This is a genomic window from Niallia sp. FSL M8-0099 (genome assembly GCF_038006945.1).
Classification (GTDB): domain Bacteria; phylum Bacillota; class Bacilli; order Bacillales; family Cytobacillaceae; genus Niallia; species Niallia circulans.
In genome coordinates this window covers 89,367-111,031 of the sequence record NZ_JBBOWF010000002.1, presented here as the reverse complement: position 1 = coordinate 111,031, position 21,665 = coordinate 89,367, and the positions used below count along the sequence as shown (strand labels likewise).

Annotated in this window: 22 protein-coding genes and 2 pseudogenes; 20 read left to right on the top strand and 4 right to left on the bottom strand. The window is 32.0% G+C overall.

What is annotated here, in order from left to right; translation table 11 throughout:
* Window positions 1-933: 933 nt before the first annotated feature.
* The 3 genes from NSQ92_RS15440 to NSQ92_RS15430 all read left to right on the top strand — a co-directional run bounded on the left by NSQ92_RS15440 (window position 934) and on the right by NSQ92_RS15430 (window position 3,229).
* Window positions 934-1,257, top strand: coding sequence for a hypothetical protein (locus tag NSQ92_RS15440; protein WP_341152938.1), 324 nt, complete (start codon window positions 934-936; stop codon window positions 1,255-1,257).
* Between the two features lie 134 nt (window positions 1,258-1,391).
* Entirely contained in the window at window positions 1,392-2,372 is a 981-nt protein-coding gene (locus NSQ92_RS15435) for a helix-turn-helix domain-containing protein (RefSeq protein ID WP_341132883.1), read from the top strand.
* Between the two features lie 362 nt (window positions 2,373-2,734).
* The gene (locus tag NSQ92_RS15430; RefSeq protein WP_286905150.1) at window positions 2,735-3,229 is read left to right on the top strand and encodes a GNAT family N-acetyltransferase; all 495 of its coding nucleotides are present in this window, start codon (window positions 2,735-2,737) and stop codon (window positions 3,227-3,229) included.
* A gap of 176 nt (window positions 3,230-3,405) precedes the next feature.
* On the opposite strand, the gene NSQ92_RS15425 is transcribed toward NSQ92_RS15430, so the two are convergent.
* Entirely contained in the window at window positions 3,406-6,354 is a 2,949-nt protein-coding gene (locus NSQ92_RS15425; RefSeq protein ID WP_341152937.1) for a Tn3 family transposase, read from the bottom strand.
* Window position 6,355: 1 nt separating this feature from the next.
* Window positions 6,356-6,925: a recombinase family protein gene (locus tag NSQ92_RS15420; RefSeq protein ID WP_000668444.1), complete on the bottom strand. Its 570-nt coding sequence runs from the start codon at window positions 6,923-6,925 to the stop codon at window positions 6,356-6,358.
* 346 nt (window positions 6,926-7,271) lie between these two features.
* On the opposite strand from NSQ92_RS15420, the pseudogene NSQ92_RS15415 reads away from it, so the two are divergent.
* The 4 genes and pseudogenes from NSQ92_RS15415 to NSQ92_RS15400 all read left to right on the top strand — a co-directional run bounded on the left by NSQ92_RS15415 (window position 7,272) and on the right by NSQ92_RS15400 (window position 12,818).
* Window positions 7,272-8,534, top strand: a pseudogene (locus NSQ92_RS15415) (IS110 family transposase).
* 822 nt (window positions 8,535-9,356) lie between these two features.
* Window positions 9,357-10,682 carry a spore germination protein gene (locus NSQ92_RS15410; protein ID WP_341152936.1) on the top strand — a complete coding sequence of 442 codons (1,326 nt, stop codon included), beginning with the start codon at window positions 9,357-9,359 and terminating at the stop codon, window positions 10,680-10,682.
* A gap of 20 nt (window positions 10,683-10,702) precedes the next feature.
* Window positions 10,703-11,758, top strand: a complete 1,056-nt coding sequence (locus NSQ92_RS15405) for a GerAB/ArcD/ProY family transporter (RefSeq protein ID WP_341153290.1) — start codon at window positions 10,703-10,705, stop codon at window positions 11,756-11,758.
* Window positions 11,745-12,818, top strand: coding sequence for a Ger(x)C family spore germination protein (locus NSQ92_RS15400; protein ID WP_336045549.1), 1,074 nt, complete (start codon window positions 11,745-11,747; stop codon window positions 12,816-12,818). The genes NSQ92_RS15405 and NSQ92_RS15400 overlap by 14 nt, the downstream gene beginning before the upstream one ends.
* Before the next feature lie 343 nt (window positions 12,819-13,161).
* Here the strand turns inward: NSQ92_RS15400 and NSQ92_RS15395 are convergent.
* Window positions 13,162-14,283, bottom strand: a pseudogene (locus tag NSQ92_RS15395) (PIN-like domain-containing protein).
* A 584-nt stretch (window positions 14,284-14,867) separates the two neighbouring features.
* On the bottom strand, window positions 14,868-15,212 hold the full coding sequence (locus tag NSQ92_RS15390; protein WP_341132880.1) for a helix-turn-helix domain-containing protein: 345 nt from the start codon (window positions 15,210-15,212) through the stop codon (window positions 14,868-14,870).
* Window positions 15,213-15,359: 147 nt separating this feature from the next.
* Between NSQ92_RS15390 and NSQ92_RS15385 the strand changes: the two genes are divergently transcribed.
* The 13 genes from NSQ92_RS15385 to NSQ92_RS15325 all read left to right on the top strand — a co-directional run bounded on the left by NSQ92_RS15385 (window position 15,360) and on the right by NSQ92_RS15325 (window position 21,354).
* On the top strand, window positions 15,360-15,662 hold the full coding sequence (locus NSQ92_RS15385) for a hypothetical protein (protein ID WP_016204207.1): 303 nt from the start codon (window positions 15,360-15,362) through the stop codon (window positions 15,660-15,662).
* Window positions 15,663-15,874: 212 nt separating this feature from the next.
* Entirely contained in the window at window positions 15,875-16,102 is a 228-nt protein-coding gene (locus NSQ92_RS15380) for a hypothetical protein (protein WP_341152935.1), read from the top strand.
* 55 nt (window positions 16,103-16,157) lie between these two features.
* Window positions 16,158-16,457, top strand: coding sequence for a hypothetical protein (locus tag NSQ92_RS15375; protein WP_047944801.1), 300 nt, complete (start codon window positions 16,158-16,160; stop codon window positions 16,455-16,457).
* A 65-nt stretch (window positions 16,458-16,522) separates the two neighbouring features.
* Window positions 16,523-16,711, top strand: a complete 189-nt coding sequence (locus tag NSQ92_RS15370; protein ID WP_047944802.1) for a hypothetical protein — start codon at window positions 16,523-16,525, stop codon at window positions 16,709-16,711.
* 12 nt (window positions 16,712-16,723) lie between these two features.
* Entirely contained in the window at window positions 16,724-16,897 is a 174-nt protein-coding gene (locus NSQ92_RS15365; RefSeq protein WP_186325669.1) for a hypothetical protein, read from the top strand.
* Between the two features lie 183 nt (window positions 16,898-17,080).
* A complete protein-coding gene (locus tag NSQ92_RS15360) occupies window positions 17,081-17,701 on the top strand; it encodes a thermonuclease family protein (RefSeq protein WP_336045455.1) in 621 nt (206 codons plus the stop codon).
* A 40-nt stretch (window positions 17,702-17,741) separates the two neighbouring features.
* Window positions 17,742-17,915, top strand: coding sequence for an aspartyl-phosphate phosphatase Spo0E family protein (locus NSQ92_RS15355; RefSeq protein ID WP_016204211.1), 174 nt, complete (start codon window positions 17,742-17,744; stop codon window positions 17,913-17,915).
* Between the two features lie 30 nt (window positions 17,916-17,945).
* A complete protein-coding gene (locus NSQ92_RS15350; RefSeq protein WP_144545658.1) occupies window positions 17,946-18,191 on the top strand; it encodes a hypothetical protein in 246 nt (81 codons plus the stop codon).
* Window positions 18,192-18,679: 488 nt separating this feature from the next.
* Window positions 18,680-19,842 (top strand): IS3 family transposase gene (locus NSQ92_RS15345; protein ID WP_341132941.1). Its coding sequence is split into 2 segments (ribosomal slippage): window positions 18,680-18,956 and window positions 18,956-19,842, totalling 1,164 coding nucleotides; the frame shifts between segments, so codons are not numbered across the junction.
* 4 nt (window positions 19,843-19,846) lie between these two features.
* Window positions 19,847-20,104: a DUF4257 domain-containing protein gene (locus NSQ92_RS15340; protein WP_341118214.1), complete on the top strand. Its 258-nt coding sequence runs from the start codon at window positions 19,847-19,849 to the stop codon at window positions 20,102-20,104.
* A 115-nt stretch (window positions 20,105-20,219) separates the two neighbouring features.
* Window positions 20,220-20,474, top strand: coding sequence for a hypothetical protein (locus tag NSQ92_RS15335; protein ID WP_016204214.1), 255 nt, complete (start codon window positions 20,220-20,222; stop codon window positions 20,472-20,474).
* Between the two features lie 265 nt (window positions 20,475-20,739).
* On the top strand, window positions 20,740-21,195 hold the full coding sequence (locus tag NSQ92_RS15330) for a hypothetical protein (RefSeq protein WP_341152934.1): 456 nt from the start codon (window positions 20,740-20,742) through the stop codon (window positions 21,193-21,195).
* Between the two features lie 15 nt (window positions 21,196-21,210).
* Window positions 21,211-21,354: a hypothetical protein gene (locus NSQ92_RS15325; protein ID WP_341152933.1), complete on the top strand. Its 144-nt coding sequence runs from the start codon at window positions 21,211-21,213 to the stop codon at window positions 21,352-21,354.
* Window positions 21,355-21,665 lie beyond the last annotated feature (311 nt).

The window sequence follows — 21,665 nt, the reverse complement described above, 5'->3', positions numbered from 1 at the left end:
CTTTCTGAAAGGTCCCTCTACTAATTGATTAATTATACTACAGTTTATCTATTAACCAAACAGAGGTGATTGATAAAGTTGGTTTGTTTATTTAATATACAAACTTATATGCAATTGATATAATTTCTATAGAAGTGGTTATCTATTTAGAGAAAAATAGGGTATTTTACTTGAGGAAATTCTAGCTTCTTTTTTATAGTGGCCATTCAAGAAAAATCAAAAATATCATAGCTGGTGGAGGTGCTAATGGAAATGAATTATAGAAATTTAGGGGATACAGGTCTAGTAATCAGTGAAGTAAGTTTCGGTACATGGGCTATGTAACGGAATCTCTATATATTTCATTTTATATAAAAACGAAAATAATCCTTTAAGAACGGTCATTTTCCGATTTAACGTTATGCCCCTCTCCTAACGGCATTATCGATAGCCACTCTTGAAATTTTCGGATATGTATTTGATGAAGTACTTTAAATAATTGAAATAGTTTTTGCAGTGAAGATATGTCCAACCCAAACTGGATACATTTTCTAATAATTGTTTGTACATGATTAATAAATCTCTGCTATATTCCTCAATCGTATTTTCCATTCTATTTTTCCGTTTATCCATATCCTTTTTTGGATGTAGTAATATATATAAATCATTTTTATCCCTTCTTTTAATTTGTTTGCTTATAAAAGGAAATATATGGGTTTGGATAACTTGTAATTATATAGATTTTATTTTATTTAATGTATACCTCTAATATAGTAGAAAAATACTTTATTTGTCTACTATATATACATATAAATAAAATTAATATTTGAAATACATTTTAATATAAAATAGTAGGTATTGTATTTTTTTTATATAAAATAGACATTAAACCTTTGTTTAATATTAAGATATATATTATAATCTGATTAATGATAAAAGGAAGAGGTGGATTTTTTGATTAGCGAAAGTTTATACCGAGCATTAGATGAAAGTACTTTTTTTGTAAGTAAATATGAAGTGCAAGTGAAAACTTATTTCTTACAAAAATCCAAATATGGTCTTAGAGTGCAAGTTAGTAGATTTGTAGATAAAAGAGGAAGTTTGAGTCGAGAAAAAGATACAGTGGAGATTAAATTATTGATAGGGGGAGGAGGGGTAGTTATTGATAAAACTTTTAAAAGTATTACATTAGAAAAACCAACAAGAAAAAAGGTAGAAGAATGTATTACAGATTTTTTAGAGAATGCTAGTGAGTATTATAAACAAAGCAAGAATTAATACATAAATTAGAATTATTCCCCAATTGAATATTGACTATAGTAAATGGTAACATATAAATAGATTATAATATTGAGTTAATATTAAATGATATGTATACACTATTTTAATAATGATTAGTTGGGGAGAATAAAATGGGCCAAGAAGATAAGAAAAAGCAAATTACTACAAAACAGGCTGCGGAATTATTAGGTGTTGCTGAGAACACAGTTTTATCATATTCCAGACAAGGCATATTAACAGCAGTGAATGAAAAAAGTTGGCAAATTGACAATACGAAGTACTTTTATATAGATGAAGTAGAAGAGGTAAAAGACAAATTAAAAAAGCCAGGACTTAGCACTGGTGAAGTTGCTACACAATTAGGTGTATCTACTGTAACGGTATTTAACTATATAAAGGATGGTAAACTTACTGCAGAGAAAGAAGTTTATAGAGGTAGGGAATTATATTTTATTAAACAAACGGAGCTTGAACGTTTTCAAAAAAATTATAAAAATATGAGAAGTAGAAATAATAAAGAGTTTTATTCCAAACCAAATAAACATGGTTGGTTTCAATTGTTTATTCATGAAAGAAGTGATGAACATGGAAGATTGATGGTTGGGAAAGATGAAGATTACTTTTTATTAACTGCTAGTGGAAATAAGATTCCATATACGAAAATTGAGCAATATGGTTTTAAACCGGTTTATTTAATTGAAAGAGGTTCGATAATTTCCAAAAGGAAATTTGCTAAATTTGAGTTCCCTTATGAATATAATGTTGAATCTAATATATACTCTTTCTTAGATAAATGTTATGAATATATCACCCCAACAAATATGAAAATGAACATAAATAAACAAACAATCGAGTTAGAAATTAAACCATATTGTTTCCCGTACGAAACTTTAGATGAAGAAACGATTAAAACTATTAAGAAGTATATGGTGGAAGGTTCTATAATCTCAACGGTTAAAGGAATTTATATAGATTCTGAATATGAGTTGCTATCTATAGAAATACCTACCCAGGTTAAGGATTCTTTGAAACAGATTGCTTCTGAGGGGAATTTTACTTTAGAAGAGTTGGTTTCTGAAATTCTATTAGAGTATGTTAACGAAAAACACTAAACTTTTTATCTGAATAAACTCGTTTTATTGGAAAAAGTAATTCAGACAATGATATCGGTAGCAGAAATAAAATATCTTTTAATAAACAAAGCCATTTCATTTCTGCTAAAACACAAAAGGATGCAGTGAACTTTATCGAATATATAGATTTTAGATAACTAATTTAGGTAGGGGAAATATTCACAGAGGTAGAACGGTTTTTTATGTGAATTTAGTAACGAAAGACATTGTTGAATTAATGAGGGGCAGTAAATCCTAGAAGTATAGCTCCTTTTTGCAGAAATTATTATAAGAGAATGGGCTAGGTTAAAGGTTCCCCTTTTACTCCGAACACCATATGGAAGTGTAGAAGGCAGGTTAATATGTATTCAGAAGAAATAATAATAGTAGATAAATTTAATATACCGAAGATTGAGGGTATTAAGCCGGAAAATTTAACATTAAAAACAAATGATGCAGAGATTCCAGGAACTAACGAAAGAAACTTTTTTTGTAAAAATGGTAGCTATAAATTTTGTTTAGTAAAAGAAAAGGAAGGAATAATTGAGCCTATCTTTATTATGGATTTTTTCAAAAATAGTAAAATAATGCAAGAAATACGAAAAGAAGAACCAAGTATAAAGTTAGAACTATTGTGGGTTAAAGAAAGTTATCGTAAGAGTGGGATTGCTACTTACTATATGAAAGAACTTGTAAAATACGCAATAGAAGAAGGGATTACTCTAATAAGAGTTATTCCCAATCCTAATGCAGCTAACTTTATAGAAGATAATAAAGATAATGCGTTAAACAAAGAACAATTAGCCTGTTTTTACAAAAAATTTGAAGATGAATGCTTGAAAATCTCATTTATATGAACTTAAGCCTCTTCCTATCATCAAAAAATATAGATGGCAGCATGAATTATTCAATACTGCCATCCCTTATATCTTTAAGGGGTACTGCCGACAAAACGCGGATATTATACGCTAAGACATTTTTTGGATATGAAAACCCTAATTTTTCTATGCTAAGCAGAAAAATTAGGGTTTTTTTATATCCTAAGTGGACTTAGGGAATGTATTGAGTTCAAAATCTCAGGTATAAATGAATATTCTCCTAGAAAGTTTATATGTTCCCATCCTAATGGTGATATGTGCGGGAGCAATTCCTCTTGATACTTTCCTGTATTTTTAAAATGTTCAATTGCTTGTGATAGATACACGGTATTCCAAATACTAATAGCATTAATAATTAAGTTTAAGGCGCTGGCACGCTGTAATTGATCTTGTATTGCTCTTTCTCTAAGTTCCCCATGTTTCCCAAAGAAAATAGCTCGTGCCAATGCATTCATAGCTTCTCCTTTATTTAATCCACGTTGAATTCGCCGACGCAATGTTTCGCTAGAAATATAATCTAATATAAACAAGGTTTTATCTATGCGACCCATCTCTCTTAAAGTTGTCGCAAGGCTATTTTGACGAGAATAAGAACCTAATTTCCCCATAATGAGAGAAGCAGAGACCGTTCCTTTACGAATGGAATGTGCCAACCTTAATACATCATCATAATTTTCCTGAATGATCTTGGTGTTAATTCTTCCACGAAGCAACTTCTCCATTTCTGGATATTGGTCTGGCTTTTCAAATGAATAAAGTTTTGAATCTGCAAGGTCTCGTAGTCTTGGGGCAAATCGAAATCCTAACAAATTAGTTAATCCGAATACTTGATCCGTATAACCAGCCGTATCTGTATAATGTTCTTCAATATGCAAGTCGGTTTCATGATGCAATAAACCATCTATAACATGAACAGCGTCTCTTGCGTTTGTATTAATCACTTTCGTATAGAAGCTAGAAAATTGGTCACTAACAAACCGATAAATGGTTGTTCCTTTCCCTGTGCCGTAATGTGGATTTGCATCAGCGTGTAAGGATGAAACTCCTACTTGAACACGCATTCCATCTGAAGAAGAAGTTGTACCATCGCCCCAGTACGACGACAAGTTTAACTGGTGTTGAAAATTCACCATAACGGCTTGTGCTTTATTCATAGCATCTTCATATAAACGCCACTGTGAGGCTGTGGACATTTGCCGGTAAGAAACCCCTTGTGTCGCTTCTGCCATCTTAGTAAGACCGATGTTTGTTCCCATAGCCATAATCGCTGCCATGATCGCAGGCTTTTCTTCTTCTTTCGGTGGATTCAGCGTAGAAGCATGGAGGAACTGCTTTTCGAATCCCGTCCAACTTGCTACTTCCATAAGCAAATCTGTCAACTTCACACGAGGTATCAGTTGATATAGAGATAAACTATATTCTCGTGCTGTTTCTGGAACGTTTTTCTCCAAACGATGGAGATGCAGCCGTCCGTCTTCAAAATTAACCCCATCTAATTCTGTGATATTCGCTTTAATCCATTCAAGCCGATCATGTAATGCATCTATTTTCAATTTTAAGTATTCATCAACAGAAGGTGGTGCGGTAAGTCCATTAAGGTGCTTGTTTTGCTCCCATGCTTCTTTTGTCACTAAATAATTATCAAAATCTTGATGCTGACGACTTCCTTTAATAGAAACGTTACCTGAGCGTACAAGATTTCTTAACTCGGTAAGAACAGACATCTCATAATATTGGCGATTTATATTACCATCATCATCATAAACGTGCTTTTGCCAGCGATTCGAGATAAAGTCCAAAGGAGCTCCTTCTGGAATTTTTCGTTTATTATTTTTGTTCATCTCTTTAATGGTCTCAATAGCTTGAAGCAATGGCTCTCCTGATTTTGTAGAAGTGAATTCTAGGGCTTCTAACAATGTTGGAGTATATTTACGTAAGTAGTTAAAGCGAAATTTTAGTAAGTCTAAGTAATCGTAATCCATAGGGCGTGATAATTGCTTCGCCTCTTCTATTGAGTTTACGAAGTCCTCCCAAGGCATAATAGCTTCTAAGGCTTCAAATGGGTCCTTCCCTTGTTCTTTTGCTTGAATCAATGCTGTTCCCAAATCTGCAAAGTGAATAACCTTTTCATTAACTGATTTACCATTTAACCTCTGAATCTCTTCTTGAGCTTTACGTCCTTTTGATAACAATAGGCTAATTTGCCGATCATGTATCTCAAAGGCATGATCAGTAAGGTTTTGGCTAAGTTGTAGGAGGTGTAAAACTAAAAGCGCAAATTTCTTATTCTCTTTAAATCTACGGAATGAACGGGGTTCATATTTGGAACCCAATCGTGCTAGCTGTAAGACCCTATTTGGATGAATTTCTTTAATATCCACATTAAGTTGCAAAGTTCGTATGACTTGAAGACGTTTTATAACCTTTAAGAAGGCATCTGGAGAAGATTGACCGGGAACTTCTCGCAACCAAGCAAGGGGTGTCTTTGAATTGGTGGAACTTGCATCAAGTAAGTGATCTAACTTTTGTTTTTGAGATTCACTTAATGTAGAGATGATAGATTTAAAAATTCGTTCTTCTGCCCGTTGACGAGCTTCCCATACAATCCTTTCTATTGTTGTCAGTGCTGGCAAAATTACTTTTTGTCTTCGCAATTCTTCAATTGTTGAGCGAATCAAGTAGTCTGTATTTCCGTTCTCAAGAGCAAGTTTAAGAGTAAATTGTGCAATTATTCGATATGCCCCAAAGGATAAGTTTTGGTAGCCATAATGTTGCCGAAGTTCCTCTAGATGTTCATTTCGAGTTGCTACCCGTTTTGCATACTGGGTATATTCTTGAGGGGAGACATCAATTTGTTTTGCAATATAATCGAGTATTGGGCTGGGAATGTCTTTAATCTGAAATAAAGTCCAACCTGGATACCGAAGGACAGCGAGCTGTAAAGCAACCCCTAAGCGATTATGGTCTCTTCGGTGCTTATTAATAAATCCAAGATCTTCTGAGGTAAAAGTATAGTGCATTTCTATGTCATGCTCATTCATATCATCAGGAATAGACACAAACATATTTCGCTGATCGGAGGTTAACAGCTCTTTCCCTCTCATGTTATACCTCCTTGCCAGATTTTTCTTTTGTTCCTAAGTAACGATATAACGTTGTTGCTCCTATTCCTGTGGCTTCTTTAATTTGAGATAAGGAGTAGTCTTTACTTTCATACATCTTCATGGCAAGCATGATTTTTTTAGGTTCAACCTTCGGTCTACCTCCATTTCTTCCCCTAGCTCTAGCAGCTACCAGTCCATCTTTAGTTCGTTCACTAATGATGTCCCGTTCTAATTCGGCTATGCTGGCTAACATTCTGAAAAAGAATCGCCCCATAGCTGTTGTTGTGTCAATTTTATCTTGAATAGACACGAAATGAATTCCCTTAGCTTCAAACTGCTCCATGAGTTCAATTAAATGTTTGGTACTTCGACTGATACGATCTAATTTGTAGACAACTACTGTGTCGCCCTTACGCAGAACTTTAAGTAGCTCGTCCAATTGAGGCCGGTTTTTCCTCTTACCTGATTCTTTTTCTTCAAAAATCTGTTCCACTTCATAATGGTTCAAAGCATCCAGTTGTAATGACAATGACTGATCTTGCGTACTTACCCGTGCATATCCAAATTTCAACACAAATCCCCCCTTACTTAATACATTTACTATACCATAAAGGGTATTTAAATAGATATATTAGTAATTTGATTTTGGTTATATTTTTGGTTATGTGTTTTAAGTAGTTTTTGAATATTTTTAGATAATCTCTTTTCTACAACCAAAAACGGTCGTTTTTGGTATTTTTTTATATAGAGGAAATGGATATAGGAGATTGTGAAAAGGTGTACTTACACTACTGGGCAGCATTCCTGTAATGAAGAAATATGAGGTTTGAACATAAAAAAGCCCCTTGGTATGATATGAATGTCCAAAGCTTGGCGGCAAAAAGGACAACAAACACATATACCAGGAGGCTATTCAAATGAATTATAACCAAAATGAAAAGATTGCTCAAATTACTTCTCAAACATTAATTATAGGTGTTGATATTGCTAAATACAAGCATGTGGCAAGAGCCCAAGACTTTAGAGGTTTAGAATTTTCAGCACCTTTATACTTTGAAAATACAGATTCTAGTTTTAACTGTTTCTTAGAGTGGATAAAAAAGTTAATGAATCAAAACAATATGGAAAAAGTGATCGTAGGAATGGAGCCGACAGGTCACTATTGGCTGAATTTAGCTCACTTCATTAAGGCGAAAAATATCAAGTTTGTAGTTGTAAATCCTTTGCATGTAAAGAAAAGTAAAGAGTTAGATGATAATTCTCCAACTAAAAATGATGTAAAGGATGCAAGAGTTATCGCACAGTTGGTCAAAGACGGGAGATATGCAGAACTTCGTGTGGCTAGAAAAATACGTGATCTTCTATCTGTTGATCTTCAAGCAGTTCAAGGGCAAGTCCATAATTGGATAGACCGCTATTTTCCAGAGTTTCTTACCGTCTTTTAAGGATTGGGAAGGTAAATCTGCTATACAATTATTAAAACTAAATTTATTGCCACATGAGTTAGTAGCTCTCTCCGAACAGGAGATACTAGTACATCTTCGAAAAGCTGTTAAACGTGCAGTGGGACTCAGTAAAATAAAAGAACTAAAGAAGATTGCAGTTGCTTCAATTGGTATTAGGGAAGGTTCTGATATGGCTAAGTTAGAGCTTCGCACGTTAATAGACAAATATGAACTAATAAAAGAAAAGTTCGAAGAACTGGAATCTAACATAGATAAACTTCTTGAACAAATTCCAGGTGTTGAACAAATGTTGGCTATTAAGGGAATAGGGAAAGACACGGTTGCAGGCTTTTTTTCAGAGGTAGGAGACCTAAGTTACTATTCCCACCCAAGGCAGATTATCAAACTAGCTGGGCTTAGTCTTAAGGAAAATACATCTGGTAAGCATAAAGGACAAACCTAAATTACCAAGAGAGGTAGGAAGACATTAAGAGCTCTCCTCTTTCGAGTTGCAATGCCTTTGGTCGCTAAAAATACCGCTTTTAAAGCATTACATGAGTATTTTACAAAGCGTCCAAATAATCCTTTGAAGAAGATGCAATCTCTAATTGAATTGCAATATGTAATAAGCTCATACGTATTTTATTTACCATCGGTAAAAAGCAGTGCGAATTTAGTGAAGAACGCATGTTATCGGACATTCCTCATATGGACGTATTACAGGTAGCAGCTTAATTTCTTTTCTTGATTGAAATTATTTAGTAGGTTAATTGTTTTAAACATTTGAAGCACGGATTAGTCAGTAAAACAACTAAAATACGGGCAAGGACCCTGTCGGGCAGCATGACTGACATCCACCTCATGGAAAGGTTGGACGAAGGAATTTTGGAGCGAAGACTCTGTGAGATATGGGAGGGTTGACCTCCATGAGAAATGTGGAGATCCACCAGTGCAATCATATTTTTACTCATCCACCAATGGTTGTAAGAAGGTGGTTGATGGGTTATAGCTCTTTTTTCTCTCAGAGTCCAAATATATCCTTTCAAGTGAGAATCCTCCAGCTATAAGGACATTTACCGACAGGTAAATAACTATGAAAATCTAAGAAAACAAGAGTAATCCGGCGTTTTCCCTTCTTTTATAGAGGGAGTTTAGTTGAATAGCGCTATTAATAAAAACAAATCCCAATCATCAAGATTGTTCACACAAATTCCTCGTTCCCACCTGAAATGGGGATATTTGTGTGGCTATTCAAAAATTCCGTAACTTAGCTGGTATGTACTTTTATTATAAAAATTATTTCAAACTGTTTATAAACAATAATATTGTATTCCTCTTCATCCTAAACTTCTACACTTCAACTTTTCCAGATTTCTGTATCTTAATTTTTTCTTCTAAGGACAATAGTTCGTATTCCCAATTTGCGTTCATTCACTTCCTTTTATTTTCTTAAACATTTAGAAGTTATATAAATTGTTCCAGTATCAATTTTCCCCCTGAATAATTATATAAAATTAAGTGCATATTAAACATATAGGAAATGAAAGGAAAAATGTTATGGAACAAATAGTTTTAGATATTAAAAAAGCGTTAGGGGGTAATGATGACTTTTTTATAAAACGTGATTACCTTTTAAAAAAGGAAGTTTTGTTACTAGGACTATCTACTTTAGTAGATATGACAAAAACAAAAACAATTCTTCAAAAACAGTCAGAGGGTTTAATTTCTCAAGGGAAAACATCAGAATCTATATTTATTTTAATGGGTGAACTTTTTGAAGACGATACAAAAAAGGCTATTACATCAGTCCTTGAAGGTAAACTTATTATATATATAGAACATACAAAAAAGTTTATTATTTACGAACCTGTTCCTAAGGGGTTAAATCGTTCAATTGAAGTTCCATCAAATGAAAGTGTAATTCAAGGACCTTCAAACTCCTTCACAGAAGATATTGACACAAATATTGGACTCCTTCGTAAACAACTTACTTCAAATAAACTTCTTGTTCATTCCTTCACAACAGGGAAAAATCAGAAGACAAAAATTTCTTTACTATTTATTAATGGTCTAGTGGATAAAGAACTTGTTGAAAATATAAATAGTCTTATTGAAAAGAATAAGAGTATGGATATCAGTAACTTACAAAGCATGTCAAAAATGCTGGGGTTTTCATCTTGGGATACAGTTTCAAAATTTAATACGACAGAACTTCCTTTTCATGCATCACAATTTCTTAAAAAGGGAAGAGTTGTTATATTAGTTGATCAATTACCTTTTGCTTTAATACTGCCTAATCTCCTTTGGGATATGTTTATTGTTGAGAGTGATCGTAATTTTCCATTTCCCATTATGATAACTATCAGTTGCCTCCGAGTAATTGGTGCATTAATTGCTCTAATAAGTCCAGGAATGTATGTTGCTCTTGTTGCTGTAAATCCGGAAGCGTTACAGATAGAGCTTGCACTTTCTGTAGCTCAAAGTCGAGAAGGGGTTCCTTATCCAGCACTTGTTGAAGTTATAATCATGTTGGTTGTTCTAGAACTGATATTAGAAGCAAGCATAAGGCTTCCAAAATTAGTAGGTCCCACAATTACAATGGTTGGAGGAATTATATTAGGACAAGCAGTTGTAGAAGCTAAATTAGTCAGCAATCTCTTAATCATCATTCTTGCAGCAACAACAATTGCTAACTCAACCCTTGTGGGGGCTCAAAGCTCGCTTTCAATCAGATCATTTAAATATATTAATGTAATTCTTTCTTCACTATTTGGAGTTTTAGGATTAGTAGTAGGTCTAGTTTTTATTAGTTCTTATTTGGCAAGTTTAACTACCTTTGGCAAGTCCTATCTCTATTTAAATATAGGAAGGAAGGAACAATAGTGGTAAGAAGTCTACATGTTATGATAATGTATGTGCTTTGTCATCTGGGACTAATTTTTTTTATGTTTCCAGCTGATATTATTGCTAGTACAGAACAAGGCCATTGGTTCCCAATTCTAATAGGGATTATTGTACATTTTGTATGTTTGTTGACTTATATGAAAGGTCTCAGCTTTTTTCCAAAAAAGGATATTTTAAGTATATTTTCGAAAAGCAAAAAAAGGGTAACTTTTTTATTTTTTGCTCCCGTTTTACTTTATCTAATCATGGCCATTATTATAACGGTCAGAGCATACGCAGAAATCGTAACCTTGGTATTTTTATCCCATACCCCATTATTGACAATTATACTATTATTGTTGTCTGTTTCTGCATACATTTCATCTAAAGGTATCGAAGCCATTTTACGAACTGCATTTTTATTATTTATATTATTTTTTCCAATATTATTGTTTGTCTTAATCATGTCATTTCAGAATGTTGATTGGAGATATGCCATACCTTTTGACACAGACTTAGGATTCATTAGTAAGCCTGCTTACTTCGAGAGTTATTTTGCATTCGCCGGTGGGTTTCTCTTTCTTGGATTTGTACAACCATTTTTCTCTTATGAAAGAAAATATGTTATTTTGTCTGCGATATTTCTTATTCCTTTCTTTCTCTTTTCAGTATACATTCCAATTCTTACTTTGGGACAAGCGACTGCATCAAAAGCATTTCTTCCTTTTGTACTTATTGTGGATTCTATAAATATTGATTGGTTAATGTTTGATCGAGTTACAATGTTTTTTCTTTTAAGCCTTATTGCTTTTATTATTTTGTATCTCTCTCTCTTAATGTGGAAAGCAATTCGAATAATCAACTATTACATTCCTAAAAGTAGACCTAGCTACCTATTGTTCGGTTTGTCTGTAGCAATCTTTTTCGTTTGCTTTTGGATTCCAGACTGGAAGGATGTTGAAAATATCCTTTTTATGAATTCTTTTTTAAGGTCATACGTTATAATTGTTGTACCTCTTTCTATTTACTATATTGGAAGAAGATTAAAGAGGAAGGATACAAATGAAACTATCTAATAAAAAAGTCATTTATTTAATTTGTAGTTTAACTATGGTTTTGATATTGAGCGGTTGTTGGGATATTAAGGATATAAATCATCGTCTACTACCAGTGTCGATAGGTGTTAAGAAAGTTGACGACCAATATTTGGTGATCCTGAATATACCAGAGCCTATAGATGGTAGTATGGAAACGAAAATTGTATCTGCTAAAGCTGAAACGGTCTCAAAAGCAGTGGATACAATTAGTAGAAATATGGAGAGCGATGTGTATTTATTGCATGTAAAGCTAATCTTTATTGAGAAAGAAACTGCTGAGGATGGAATAAACGATATAATTGCAGGATTTATGCGTTCAAGAGACGTTTCCCCAAAAGCTTTAGTTGCAATATGTGATGAGGATCTTCAAGAATTTTTCAATAACATTAAAATTAATGCCGAAAAAAAAGGGCTCAGCACTTATAACTATTTCGAAAAAAATGCAGGCTGGAATCCTGACATTGCCCTTACAAGAGTTTGGGAGGTCTTCCGAGGCATACATTCTTATACACATGATGTGGCTATACCTTTGATTCGTTCGGGAAAAGATACGACTATGGATCAAATCGGTTCTGCCATATTAAAAAGAGGAAAAATGGTCGAGCAAATCAGTTCAAACGAAACCCTGCTGTACAATGTTTTTAAAGGGGAGAGTGGTAATGGAAAAATGGAAGTAATGGAACATGCTACAGTCATGCTACTGGGTTCTAAAACTGACAATATAGGAAGACTAGTGAATAATGATGCACATATGGAAAGTCTAATAAAAATGAGAGTTGTGATATTGGAAACAAAAGGAGAACCCAGTTTGAATTTAATTAAAGAGGAAATTAATACTCTAATCTCTGAGAGGTATAATAAATTATTTACAAAACTTCAAGAGAATGAGGCTGATGTATTCGGAATGGGTCAGTTTTTTAGAAATCAAATCCCTCGTGATGAATTAAAAAACTGGAGGTCAGATTACTTTAAAAACATGAAGATTAATATTAATGTTAAAATAGACATTCAAAATGAAGGTTATCTGAAAACAACTTAAAGAATTATATCTATATCCATTTTTGTAACTGGATTGGATTTTATGAATCAAATTTATGTTATCTCAGCAGTTATCTTGAATATAACAATTGAAAAAATAAATAGATAATAAAAAGCTGTTTTTCGATAAGAAAACCGGCTTTCTTTGTGAATTATGTGAAACAATGTACTTAAACAAACGGGTGCGTTAGTTCAACATGACATTATTTGGAAACTACGAAACCAAAAGAATACGAAGAAAAATATTAAACCCTGATCCTTCTGCTTAGCGTAGAAAAATCAGGGTTTTTATATCCAAAAAATGTCTTAGCGTATAATATCTGCGTTTTGTCGGCAGTACCTCTTTAATTACTTAAAGAACGATATAATTTTTCCTTAAATTCATCTAACTTATAAAGAAAATCATGAACATTGATATCACCTGTCAGAAAATCATCATTTATAACTTCAAGACCATGTTTTAAATCGTAATATAAATTTTCCTCAATTATATCCTTATGATAATAATATTCTATCTCATTCGAAAGTTTTTTAAAGTTATTTGAAGCTTTTCTTTGTTGACTCAACTGATCTTTATATTTTTTTCTTATGCTTGTTGTAGGAAAACCTAAATTAAACACTTTATATATATCCAGTTCTTTTTGTTTATACCTTAAATCTTCCTTTACGTCTTCATTTAGAGCTTTACCTTTTCTGGAAGACACAGCTTCTGCAAACTGTAATGGTGTTATAATATGTAAGGTTTTATTATTTTCTTCAAAAAACTCTTCAATAAGTTCTCTCCTTCCACCTAAAAAATCTTCACCCCTTGTATAAGCCCAATCAGCTTTCACATCTCCTGTTACAAATATAACAGGTTTATCTTTCAAACTTAAAATAGATTGCCAAATGAGATAATCACCTTTATGTCCATTATCTTTGTAACCTGGAGGGATATTGTGCTTTTTTCGTCTAGCTAACTCTTCTGTTAGCTCTTGACTATCTATCTCGATTTCATCAATATAACCATTTTCAAAAAATGCTTTGAATTTTTCGCTAATTGGATCTTTATACAATAAACTTTTCACTAATTTCTGTAAGTCATTAACTAATGATAATTTATATTCTTTTTTTGCAGTGTTTAATTCATTTATTGCATTTAAGTATCTTTCTTCAGAATCAAGTATTGGTTTAAATATCTTATTATCAAACATATCATATGCCGGAACGACAGTTTTTATCGTATTTTGTGGCTGCTTTTCTTTCTCTAATTTGCTAAGCAATTTGTCATGTATCTCTTGATATAAAGTTTGGATAACTTCGGCTCTATTATTTGCAAACTCTTAAACTACTTGGTGTGGTATTTTTAGTCTATTTTGTTTAGATATTTCAGATAATATATCATAAACGACTTTATATGTAGTATCTCTCCATTGATAAGCCATGAGTAGAACATTAGTGTCTATTACTACATAAGCATCATCCATGATTTCATGAAGTTCTTTTAAGGGAATAAATATATTGAAAAATCGGTCCGACATTTTAACCTCCAATAAAAGTTATATACATATCAATTTAAAAAGTAATCCTTATTATCAGTTACTTTATTACAGGAATACAGCTTGTTAGTACATTTAACACTATGTCATTAACAATTAAATTAAGTCTTATAATTATGTACAGAATTTTAGGTAAGTAGTATTATTGAACGATGTAAAGAGAACTTTAAAAACGTTAAAGCATATACACATTTCTGTTTTGCTATTCAATACTGTAATTGAGTTGGCTCTGTAAATAAATTTTAGATTTCTGGATGGGAAATCAATCGAGAAATGGAGAAAGACGATATGCTAAACTTATTGATTTTTATAATGTCATCTTTTAAGCAATCGATAGAAATATTGTATAACATAGAAAAAAGTGAACTAGTGACTTAAATAGCCTAACTACATAATGAATTGTAGTTAGGCTATTATATTTTGGTATAACCGTTGAAAAAATAAAGCGGTTCATCTATATTTCAAAGACACATTTACTAACTTTGTTTTATTTTATATCTTATTTGACAATATCATTTTCTATCAATTAATTGCAAAATGTTTTGGGTTAATTGATGGACAATTATTATCTCTTCTGTACTTCTTGTACTTAATAATTCCTGATGAAGCTTTAATAATACTGTCCTGTCAGTTTCTTTTTTTAGATAGTTTTGTTCAAATAAATCAGTAGGTGAAATTTCAAGAGCTTCCGTAATTTTGTTAAGCGTTTCCAGGGAGATATTTCTTTCTCCTCTTTCAATACCACCAATATATGTATAGTGAACATTTGCCTTTTCAGCTAGTTCCTCTTGTGTAAAACCTCTATATAATCTGAAATAACGGACTCTTTCTCCAATGGTTTTTACTAAGTTATTCATTTTTTCACCTCTTTCTATAAGGGTAAAAAACAATGGAAATACTATACAGTAGTTTATATTCAAAAAAATAAGTAAAATAATATTTATAAGTATTAAAAGACAGGTGGATTTCTACATTACTATAATAAGTAACAGAAAGGATTTCCCATGAATGAAGAAAACTACTATATTAAGAAAAAAGAAACCATTATACCATTTTCGCATGGTAAATATAAAATTAAGAAAACTACATACTATCTGCAGGATAATGAGTATGGATTAAGAGTTGAAGTCACAAGATTTAGTCTAACCGGAACTGTTGAAGTGAGGCTAGTGTATGGTGGGGGACTAATTATTGAAAAAATTTATACAACTAAGAGTATTGTTCATCCTACAAAGGAGCAACTAGAAAAGATAATAAAAGAGTTCTGTGTAAATTCCCACCAATATAAGAAATTAAGTGGTAAATAATCAGTAATTATTGCTTTTTTCAAAATAATCAACTAGAATTTATATATACATTTTTTTGTAATTTTTATTTTTAGCTATCTTTATGATAAGCATATTCGAATAGACACGAAGCCTTTGGGCCTTTGATTTTTACTTAACAATATTTTTGTTAGGTTAATAAAAGGACCAAAGGCTTTTTTGTGTTTATCACAGAAAGGAGAGGAATGTAATTAATGAAAGGGAAATACTTAGGAAATTCAGATTGTGCTAACTTAGTCCCTGGAATGAGTTATTACTTATTTGAAAATGGTAAGCATTATCTTTATGTTTCTCGGTATAACAATAAGAACGCTCACTTTGGTTGCTACGAAAGAAAATCTTTTGATATTAATGAGGAAACAAGGGAGAAAAGTGAGGTTACATTTAAAGTAAGTAGGTCAGGACAAATTTCATTTTTCTAAAAGAGATCCAGTTGGCATTTATCATTGGTTTTTTAATAAAAAGGGAGGCAAAAGAATGGAAACTTTAATAAATACTGTAGAACAGGTGAACTTTAAAGTTGAAACTTCATGTTTTAAAACTTATGAATTTTCCACGCATAATGGATTATATGTTGAAGAGGCACAATCGGAGTTTAGTTCATTTCGTTTAATGATCTATAAAAATGAAGAAGCTGCTATATTTGTTGCAAATGAGTTTGATTATGATATTAGCGAAGAGGTTTCTTATTTATTTGATATCGAAAAGATTAAAAATATTTGTGAAAACCAAAAGGATGTACCAGATTTCTCTGATGATTACTATGAAGAAAATTAAAAATTCTGATATTTTTTTGAAATCATATTAGTAATAATTGGTACAGGTGAAATGGAGGAACTGAGATGTATTACGATCGTGAAATACATATAAGAGTGGAAAGAGAGAGAAAAAGAATAATCGAATTCCTAAAAGAAAAGGGGATCACACGAAATAAAGATGATGAAAAAATAGATGATTTAACACTTTTGTCATTAACTTTAATGGAAAATGAATTATTAGCAGATATAAATACCAAAAAAGTATCTATATAGGAGGATTATTTAATGATTAGTTATACTGAAGAAGAAAAAGAAGTTGTGACTAAATTAGTTATGGAGTTAGCAAGAATAGATAATAAGAAAAGAAGAAAAGATTTAGTTTGGTGGTATTCCATGGCCAGTGGAATCAATAATAATGAAAAAACTAAGAAAATCATGGAGGATATAGAAGCAATTTAGCTTTGCCTTTTCTGAAAGGAAAGTTTAGTTTTTTGGGTTGAATTTTTCTATTTTTATCCTTATTATAAATATATAGGAAATTAGAAGAGTGAATATAATATATTGAGAAATGGGAGCACCCCAATTACTAAGTAAAGTCTTAGTATATTGGAGTGCTCTCTTTTTTGGAAATGAGGGGTTTAGATGAGAAAGATTATTTCCACTTTATTTATTTTATTTTTATTAAGTGGATGTTCAACAGATAGCCTAGTTACATACCAGTCTAAAGAGAACTACAAGACTGATAATCAGGTAGAAAAGGAGATTTCGTTTAAGAAGTACTTTAATGATGTCAATCGTTCTAGTGAAAAGGCAGCTGATATTAAAACAGAAAAACACAAAGCTATAGTAAAAAAAGTGATAGATGCTGACACTTTAGTTTTGGAAGCAGATAAGTATACCGCTTTGAGGTTAATCGGAATAAATGGACCTGAAATTACAAAAGGGAAGAATGAGCCATTTGGACAAGAAGGTAAGGAATATCTGGCTAACCTTATAGAAGGAAAGGAAATTACCTATCAATTGGATCCTAATGCTGATGAAAAGGATAAGTACGGAAGAATTTTGGCGCATGTCTTTTTAGATCAAATTAGTATTCAGTCATATTTATTAAAAGAGGGATATGTTAAATTAGCTTACTTATTTGATGAATATGAATTTATTGATGTCTATAAGGATGCAGAAAATATAGCAAAAGAAAAACAATTAAATATTTGGAGCATCCCTGGTTATGCAGATACTGACTTAAATGGTTTTGTTAAGTAATACAAAGATATTCTAAAACAATAAAATTGGAGGAATACTCATGTATAAACTAAGAGATCAAATAGAGCGGGTAAGAGAAGAAATGTTAAAAATTGCATTCTCAGAGGGATTTAATTCTCCCGAAGCAATAAAGAAGAGTAAAGAGTTAGATGAATTAATACTAAGATATCAGCAAATGAACCAAAATGAATCGGTAGAAGTTAGAATTTGTTAAGAGGGTAAGAATAGTTTAGGAGGGGACATAATGATAGATTGGAGAGAAGAAGACGTTAATAGATTCTTTAGCTATCATAAAACAATTACTTATTATGGTGATGAAATACCTAAGTATCTGGTTCTAGAAAATCCAGATGGGGACGGTTGGATAATTGGTATGTTTTATCCATTTATAGGAGGAGAGTACGTTCCATTAGAAGAAGCGGGAGACGTACGACTATTATTTTCTACATTAAAGTCAGCAAAAAATTATGTGGATTTTAATTTATGGTGAGAAGTGATCAAATAATAAAAATCCTTAGACTTGAAAATTTATATCTAGTAAAAAGGGATAGGTTTACTATCTCTTTTTAAATTGTGTAGTGTTATAAGAAAGAAAATCGTATAATAAATCTATAACCATTTTTTCTTTTTTCTTTTTTGGCAATCCTATTTAGGATTAGCGTCTTAACTAATAAACACGCAGCCTTTGGGCTAATAGGCATAATACATGTAACGCATGTATTTATTGTCTATTGCCTCAAAGGCTTTTTTGTGTTTGCGCAAATTTTTCAAGAGAGGTGAATAGGCATGTTAAATAAAATAATTTTGGCTGGTTGTATTGGATTTGGTATGGGAGTTTTAACTCACGCAAAGAGGTATGGGACAATAAAAAAACCGAGGAATAATAAACTTACATTAGACTAACCTAAATAAATGAGACACTATAAAACACCTTCGAATGGTACACTTAAACAAAGTACTAACTCGGAGGTGTTTTGCGTGGGCAAAAACATATATTCAAGTGAGGTTAAATGGGCAGTTGTTAAAGATAAGATGAGTGGTCAGTTTACGAATCAAGAAATCATGCAGAAATATGGAATTAAAAATGTTTCTCAAATCAAAACGTGGATGAAATGGTATCGGGAAAATCAAGTTCATCGATTCGATCAACCTATAGGAAAACAGTATTCATACGGGCATGGTCCAGATAATTCAAGTGATGAAGATAAAAAAGAACGTCAAATGAATCACTTAAAGCAGGAAAATGAAATCTTAAAAAAGTATTTGGAAATCGAAAAGGAGTTGAAAAGGAAATTGTCCTCCAATTAGTACAGACATTACGAAAAAAATATACTGTATCAGCTATTTTATCTGCTTTACATGTTCCAAGATCTACGTATTATCGCTGGGCATCTTCGCAACCAATGGAGTTATCTAAGGAGGAGGAAACAATTATTTCCCTCTGCAAAGAAACAAAGTACCGATATGGACACCGGAAGATCAAAGAGCTGTTAAAGCGTAATTATCAAATTAAATTAAACCGTAATACTGTTCAACGGATTATGCAAAAATATCATCTTCAGTGTAGAATAAAGCAAAAGAGAAGGTGGAAATCACAGGGGGAATCGGTCATTGTTGCGCCCAATTTATTACAGCGAGAATTTTATGCAAGCAATCCTAACGAAAAATGGGTAACGGATATTACCTATATTCAATATGGTCCAGATACTTTATATTTATCTACCATCATGGATTTGTATAACAATCAAATCGTTGCCTATAAGCTTTATCCCCATCAACAAACTTCTTTAGTAATGGATACCTTGGATGAAGCACTAGAAAAACGAGGGAATCCTGAAGGAATAATCATCCACTCCGATCAAGGCAGTGTCTATGCTTCTTATGCGTATCAAAGTCGGGTCAGAGAGCAAAATTTAGTCAGTAGTATGTCACGCAGAGGAAACTGTTGGGACAATGCCGTCATTGAGTCCTTTCATTCTAATCTAAAATCAGAGGAATTTCAGTATGTTAAATTCCATTCTTTATCTTTAAAAGAAGTAAAAGAGCGTGTAGATCAATTTATGAGATATTATAACGAAGAACGTATTCAAGAAAAATTAGGCTACTACACACCAATAGAGTTTGGTAATATGGCAGCCTAAGAAGGTGTTTTATTACTGTCCCATATTGCTAGGTCAGTCTACATTCTATCCGGGTTTCTTATTGGATGGTTGTTTTGGAGCTGTTGGAGCTATTGTTACGATTTTATTCAGTGATCCAAATGGAACGGAACGAGTAATTTTAACATCAATCTTAGGTGGATATGTAGGTGAAAATGCAATTATTAAAGTTGAAGAATCACTTCAATCAAAGAAGGAAAGCAGAATAGAGGAAATAAACAGAAAGATAAATCAGGATCTGTAGTGTTTATTTTTTCAACATGATTTCGATATGTTATAATATTTATAACAATAATCGTAGTATAGTGCAGAAGAGCATAGAATATAGTCGAGGTAAGATAGACGAGAGGAGAGAAATCATGAAACTGAATGATATCCTAACGGAAGAAGAAAAAAAACAAGTTAATGATTTAATGGTAGAGTTAGACGACTGTATTACTGAACGCCAAATGGATAAGATAACTAAGGCTATAGAAGAGATTTTTAATGAAGCTAAAAAAAGATATTATGAATCAATAGGTTCAAATAAAGAGCAAGCAGCTTCCTTACAGGAAGATAGAAGGATATTTCATAGAAGATCCCCTAAGCGATTAAGAAAAGTATCATCTTACTGAACAGAGAAGAGATTAATAATCTCTTCTTTTTGTTTTGTTTTTGATAAGTACATAAGCACGATTCTTATGAAAATAAGAAAATAAAAGTGCTTATAGGATAAAGGAACATTAAATTAATGAAAATTAATAACAACTAGACTTTTCGTTATATGGTTGCTATAATTTACCTATATAAATAACGAAGAGGGAATCCCCCTAGATGAAGACATATAAACTGTATGTCTTATTCTAGGGGGATTTTTTTGTTGAAAGGAGAAAAAGCGTCATGGAAAGAGAGAAAAAACTGAAAGAAGGCACATACTGTACGAATGTTTTATTAAGATGGTTAACAACAGATTTATTATTAACTAATAAACGGTTTAAAGGGTATGATCGTAATACCGTTTTAGGTTTAATGCCTATAGGAAAAAATGAAGTTACTATGTCCTTAAAGAACATAGCTAGTGTTTCAACATCAACAAAATTTCATCTAAAGAGATTTTTGTTTGGTCTGTTTTTTACATTCATATTAGGACTTCCTTCTTTTGTTAATGGTGATTTTTTCATAGGATTAGTCCTTATTCTTATCGGTATTGTTCCCTTGTTTAACAGTTATACTTGTTCGTTAAATGTATCGAATAATGGAGGGGTATCTTTACCTATTGAGATTTCTATACTGGAAAGAGGGAATTTACAAGAATTTGCAAATGCGATTAATGACACAATTGCTGAAGTAGAATAGGGGGCTTAGAAACAAATGTCTCTATCTTCAGAATTAGTTAAAAACGACTTTATTCAATTTCCTACAGATTATACAGATATGGTAATTAGATATGAATTAAGTAAATATGAATATATTGAAATACCCTTTATTAAAAAAAAATTGAGAGTAAAGAATTAGCAGAATTAATTATAGAAAAAAGTAGTAGAGAAGAGAAAAAAACGCTTGTTGAGATGATAAACCGTATTCAAAAAAGAAATAGCTCGACAAAAGGGTATTTGGGGATCCTAGCAGTAGCTTTATCTACCAAAGAGTAATGTTTGAAAAAGTAATCACTTGATTTAACAAAGGTTTGATAGAGAGTGAGAAGTAAATGTGTATAGGAAAAGTACTTTTTGGTCTGAATATGGGCATTGTGCTAGCATTACCTCAATTAATCCTAATTTTAATTGATTATTTAAAGTGTTAATACATGAATATGTTGAACAAAT

Bases quoted from the DNA above. Each gene is read 5' to 3' on its own strand.
- NSQ92_RS15325 (WP_341152933.1), top strand. From the start codon at position 21,211: ATGTCTCTATCTTCAGAATTAGTTAAAAACGACTTTATTCAATTTCCT.
- NSQ92_RS15425 (WP_341152937.1), bottom strand. From the start codon at position 6,354: ATGAGAGGGAAAGAGCTGTTAACCTCCGATCAGCGAAATATGTTTGTG.
- NSQ92_RS15335 (WP_016204214.1), top strand. From the start codon at position 20,220: ATGAAACTGAATGATATCCTAACGGAAGAAGAAAAAAAACAAGTTAAT.
- NSQ92_RS15400 (WP_336045549.1), top strand. From the start codon at position 11,745: ATGAAACTATCTAATAAAAAAGTCATTTATTTAATTTGTAGTTTAACT.
- NSQ92_RS15385 (WP_016204207.1), top strand. From the start codon at position 15,360: ATGAATGAAGAAAACTACTATATTAAGAAAAAAGAAACCATTATACCA.
- NSQ92_RS15410 (WP_341152936.1), top strand. From the start codon at position 9,357: ATGGAACAAATAGTTTTAGATATTAAAAAAGCGTTAGGGGGTAATGAT.
- NSQ92_RS15405 (WP_341153290.1), top strand. From the start codon at position 10,703: ATGATAATGTATGTGCTTTGTCATCTGGGACTAATTTTTTTTATGTTT.
- NSQ92_RS15430 (WP_286905150.1), top strand. From the start codon at position 2,735: ATGTATTCAGAAGAAATAATAATAGTAGATAAATTTAATATACCGAAG.
- NSQ92_RS15370 (WP_047944802.1), top strand. From the start codon at position 16,523: ATGTATTACGATCGTGAAATACATATAAGAGTGGAAAGAGAGAGAAAA.
- NSQ92_RS15380 (WP_341152935.1), top strand. From the start codon at position 15,875: ATGAAAGGGAAATACTTAGGAAATTCAGATTGTGCTAACTTAGTCCCT.
- NSQ92_RS15360 (WP_336045455.1), top strand. From the start codon at position 17,081: ATGAGAAAGATTATTTCCACTTTATTTATTTTATTTTTATTAAGTGGA.
- NSQ92_RS15435 (WP_341132883.1), top strand. From the start codon at position 1,392: ATGGGCCAAGAAGATAAGAAAAAGCAAATTACTACAAAACAGGCTGCG.
- NSQ92_RS15330 (WP_341152934.1), top strand. From the start codon at position 20,740: ATGGAAAGAGAGAAAAAACTGAAAGAAGGCACATACTGTACGAATGTT.
- NSQ92_RS15390 (WP_341132880.1), bottom strand. From the start codon at position 15,212: ATGAATAACTTAGTAAAAACCATTGGAGAAAGAGTCCGTTATTTCAGA.
- NSQ92_RS15375 (WP_047944801.1), top strand. From the start codon at position 16,158: ATGGAAACTTTAATAAATACTGTAGAACAGGTGAACTTTAAAGTTGAA.
- NSQ92_RS15365 (WP_186325669.1), top strand. From the start codon at position 16,724: ATGATTAGTTATACTGAAGAAGAAAAAGAAGTTGTGACTAAATTAGTT.
- NSQ92_RS15355 (WP_016204211.1), top strand. From the start codon at position 17,742: ATGTATAAACTAAGAGATCAAATAGAGCGGGTAAGAGAAGAAATGTTA.
- NSQ92_RS15350 (WP_144545658.1), top strand. From the start codon at position 17,946: ATGATAGATTGGAGAGAAGAAGACGTTAATAGATTCTTTAGCTATCAT.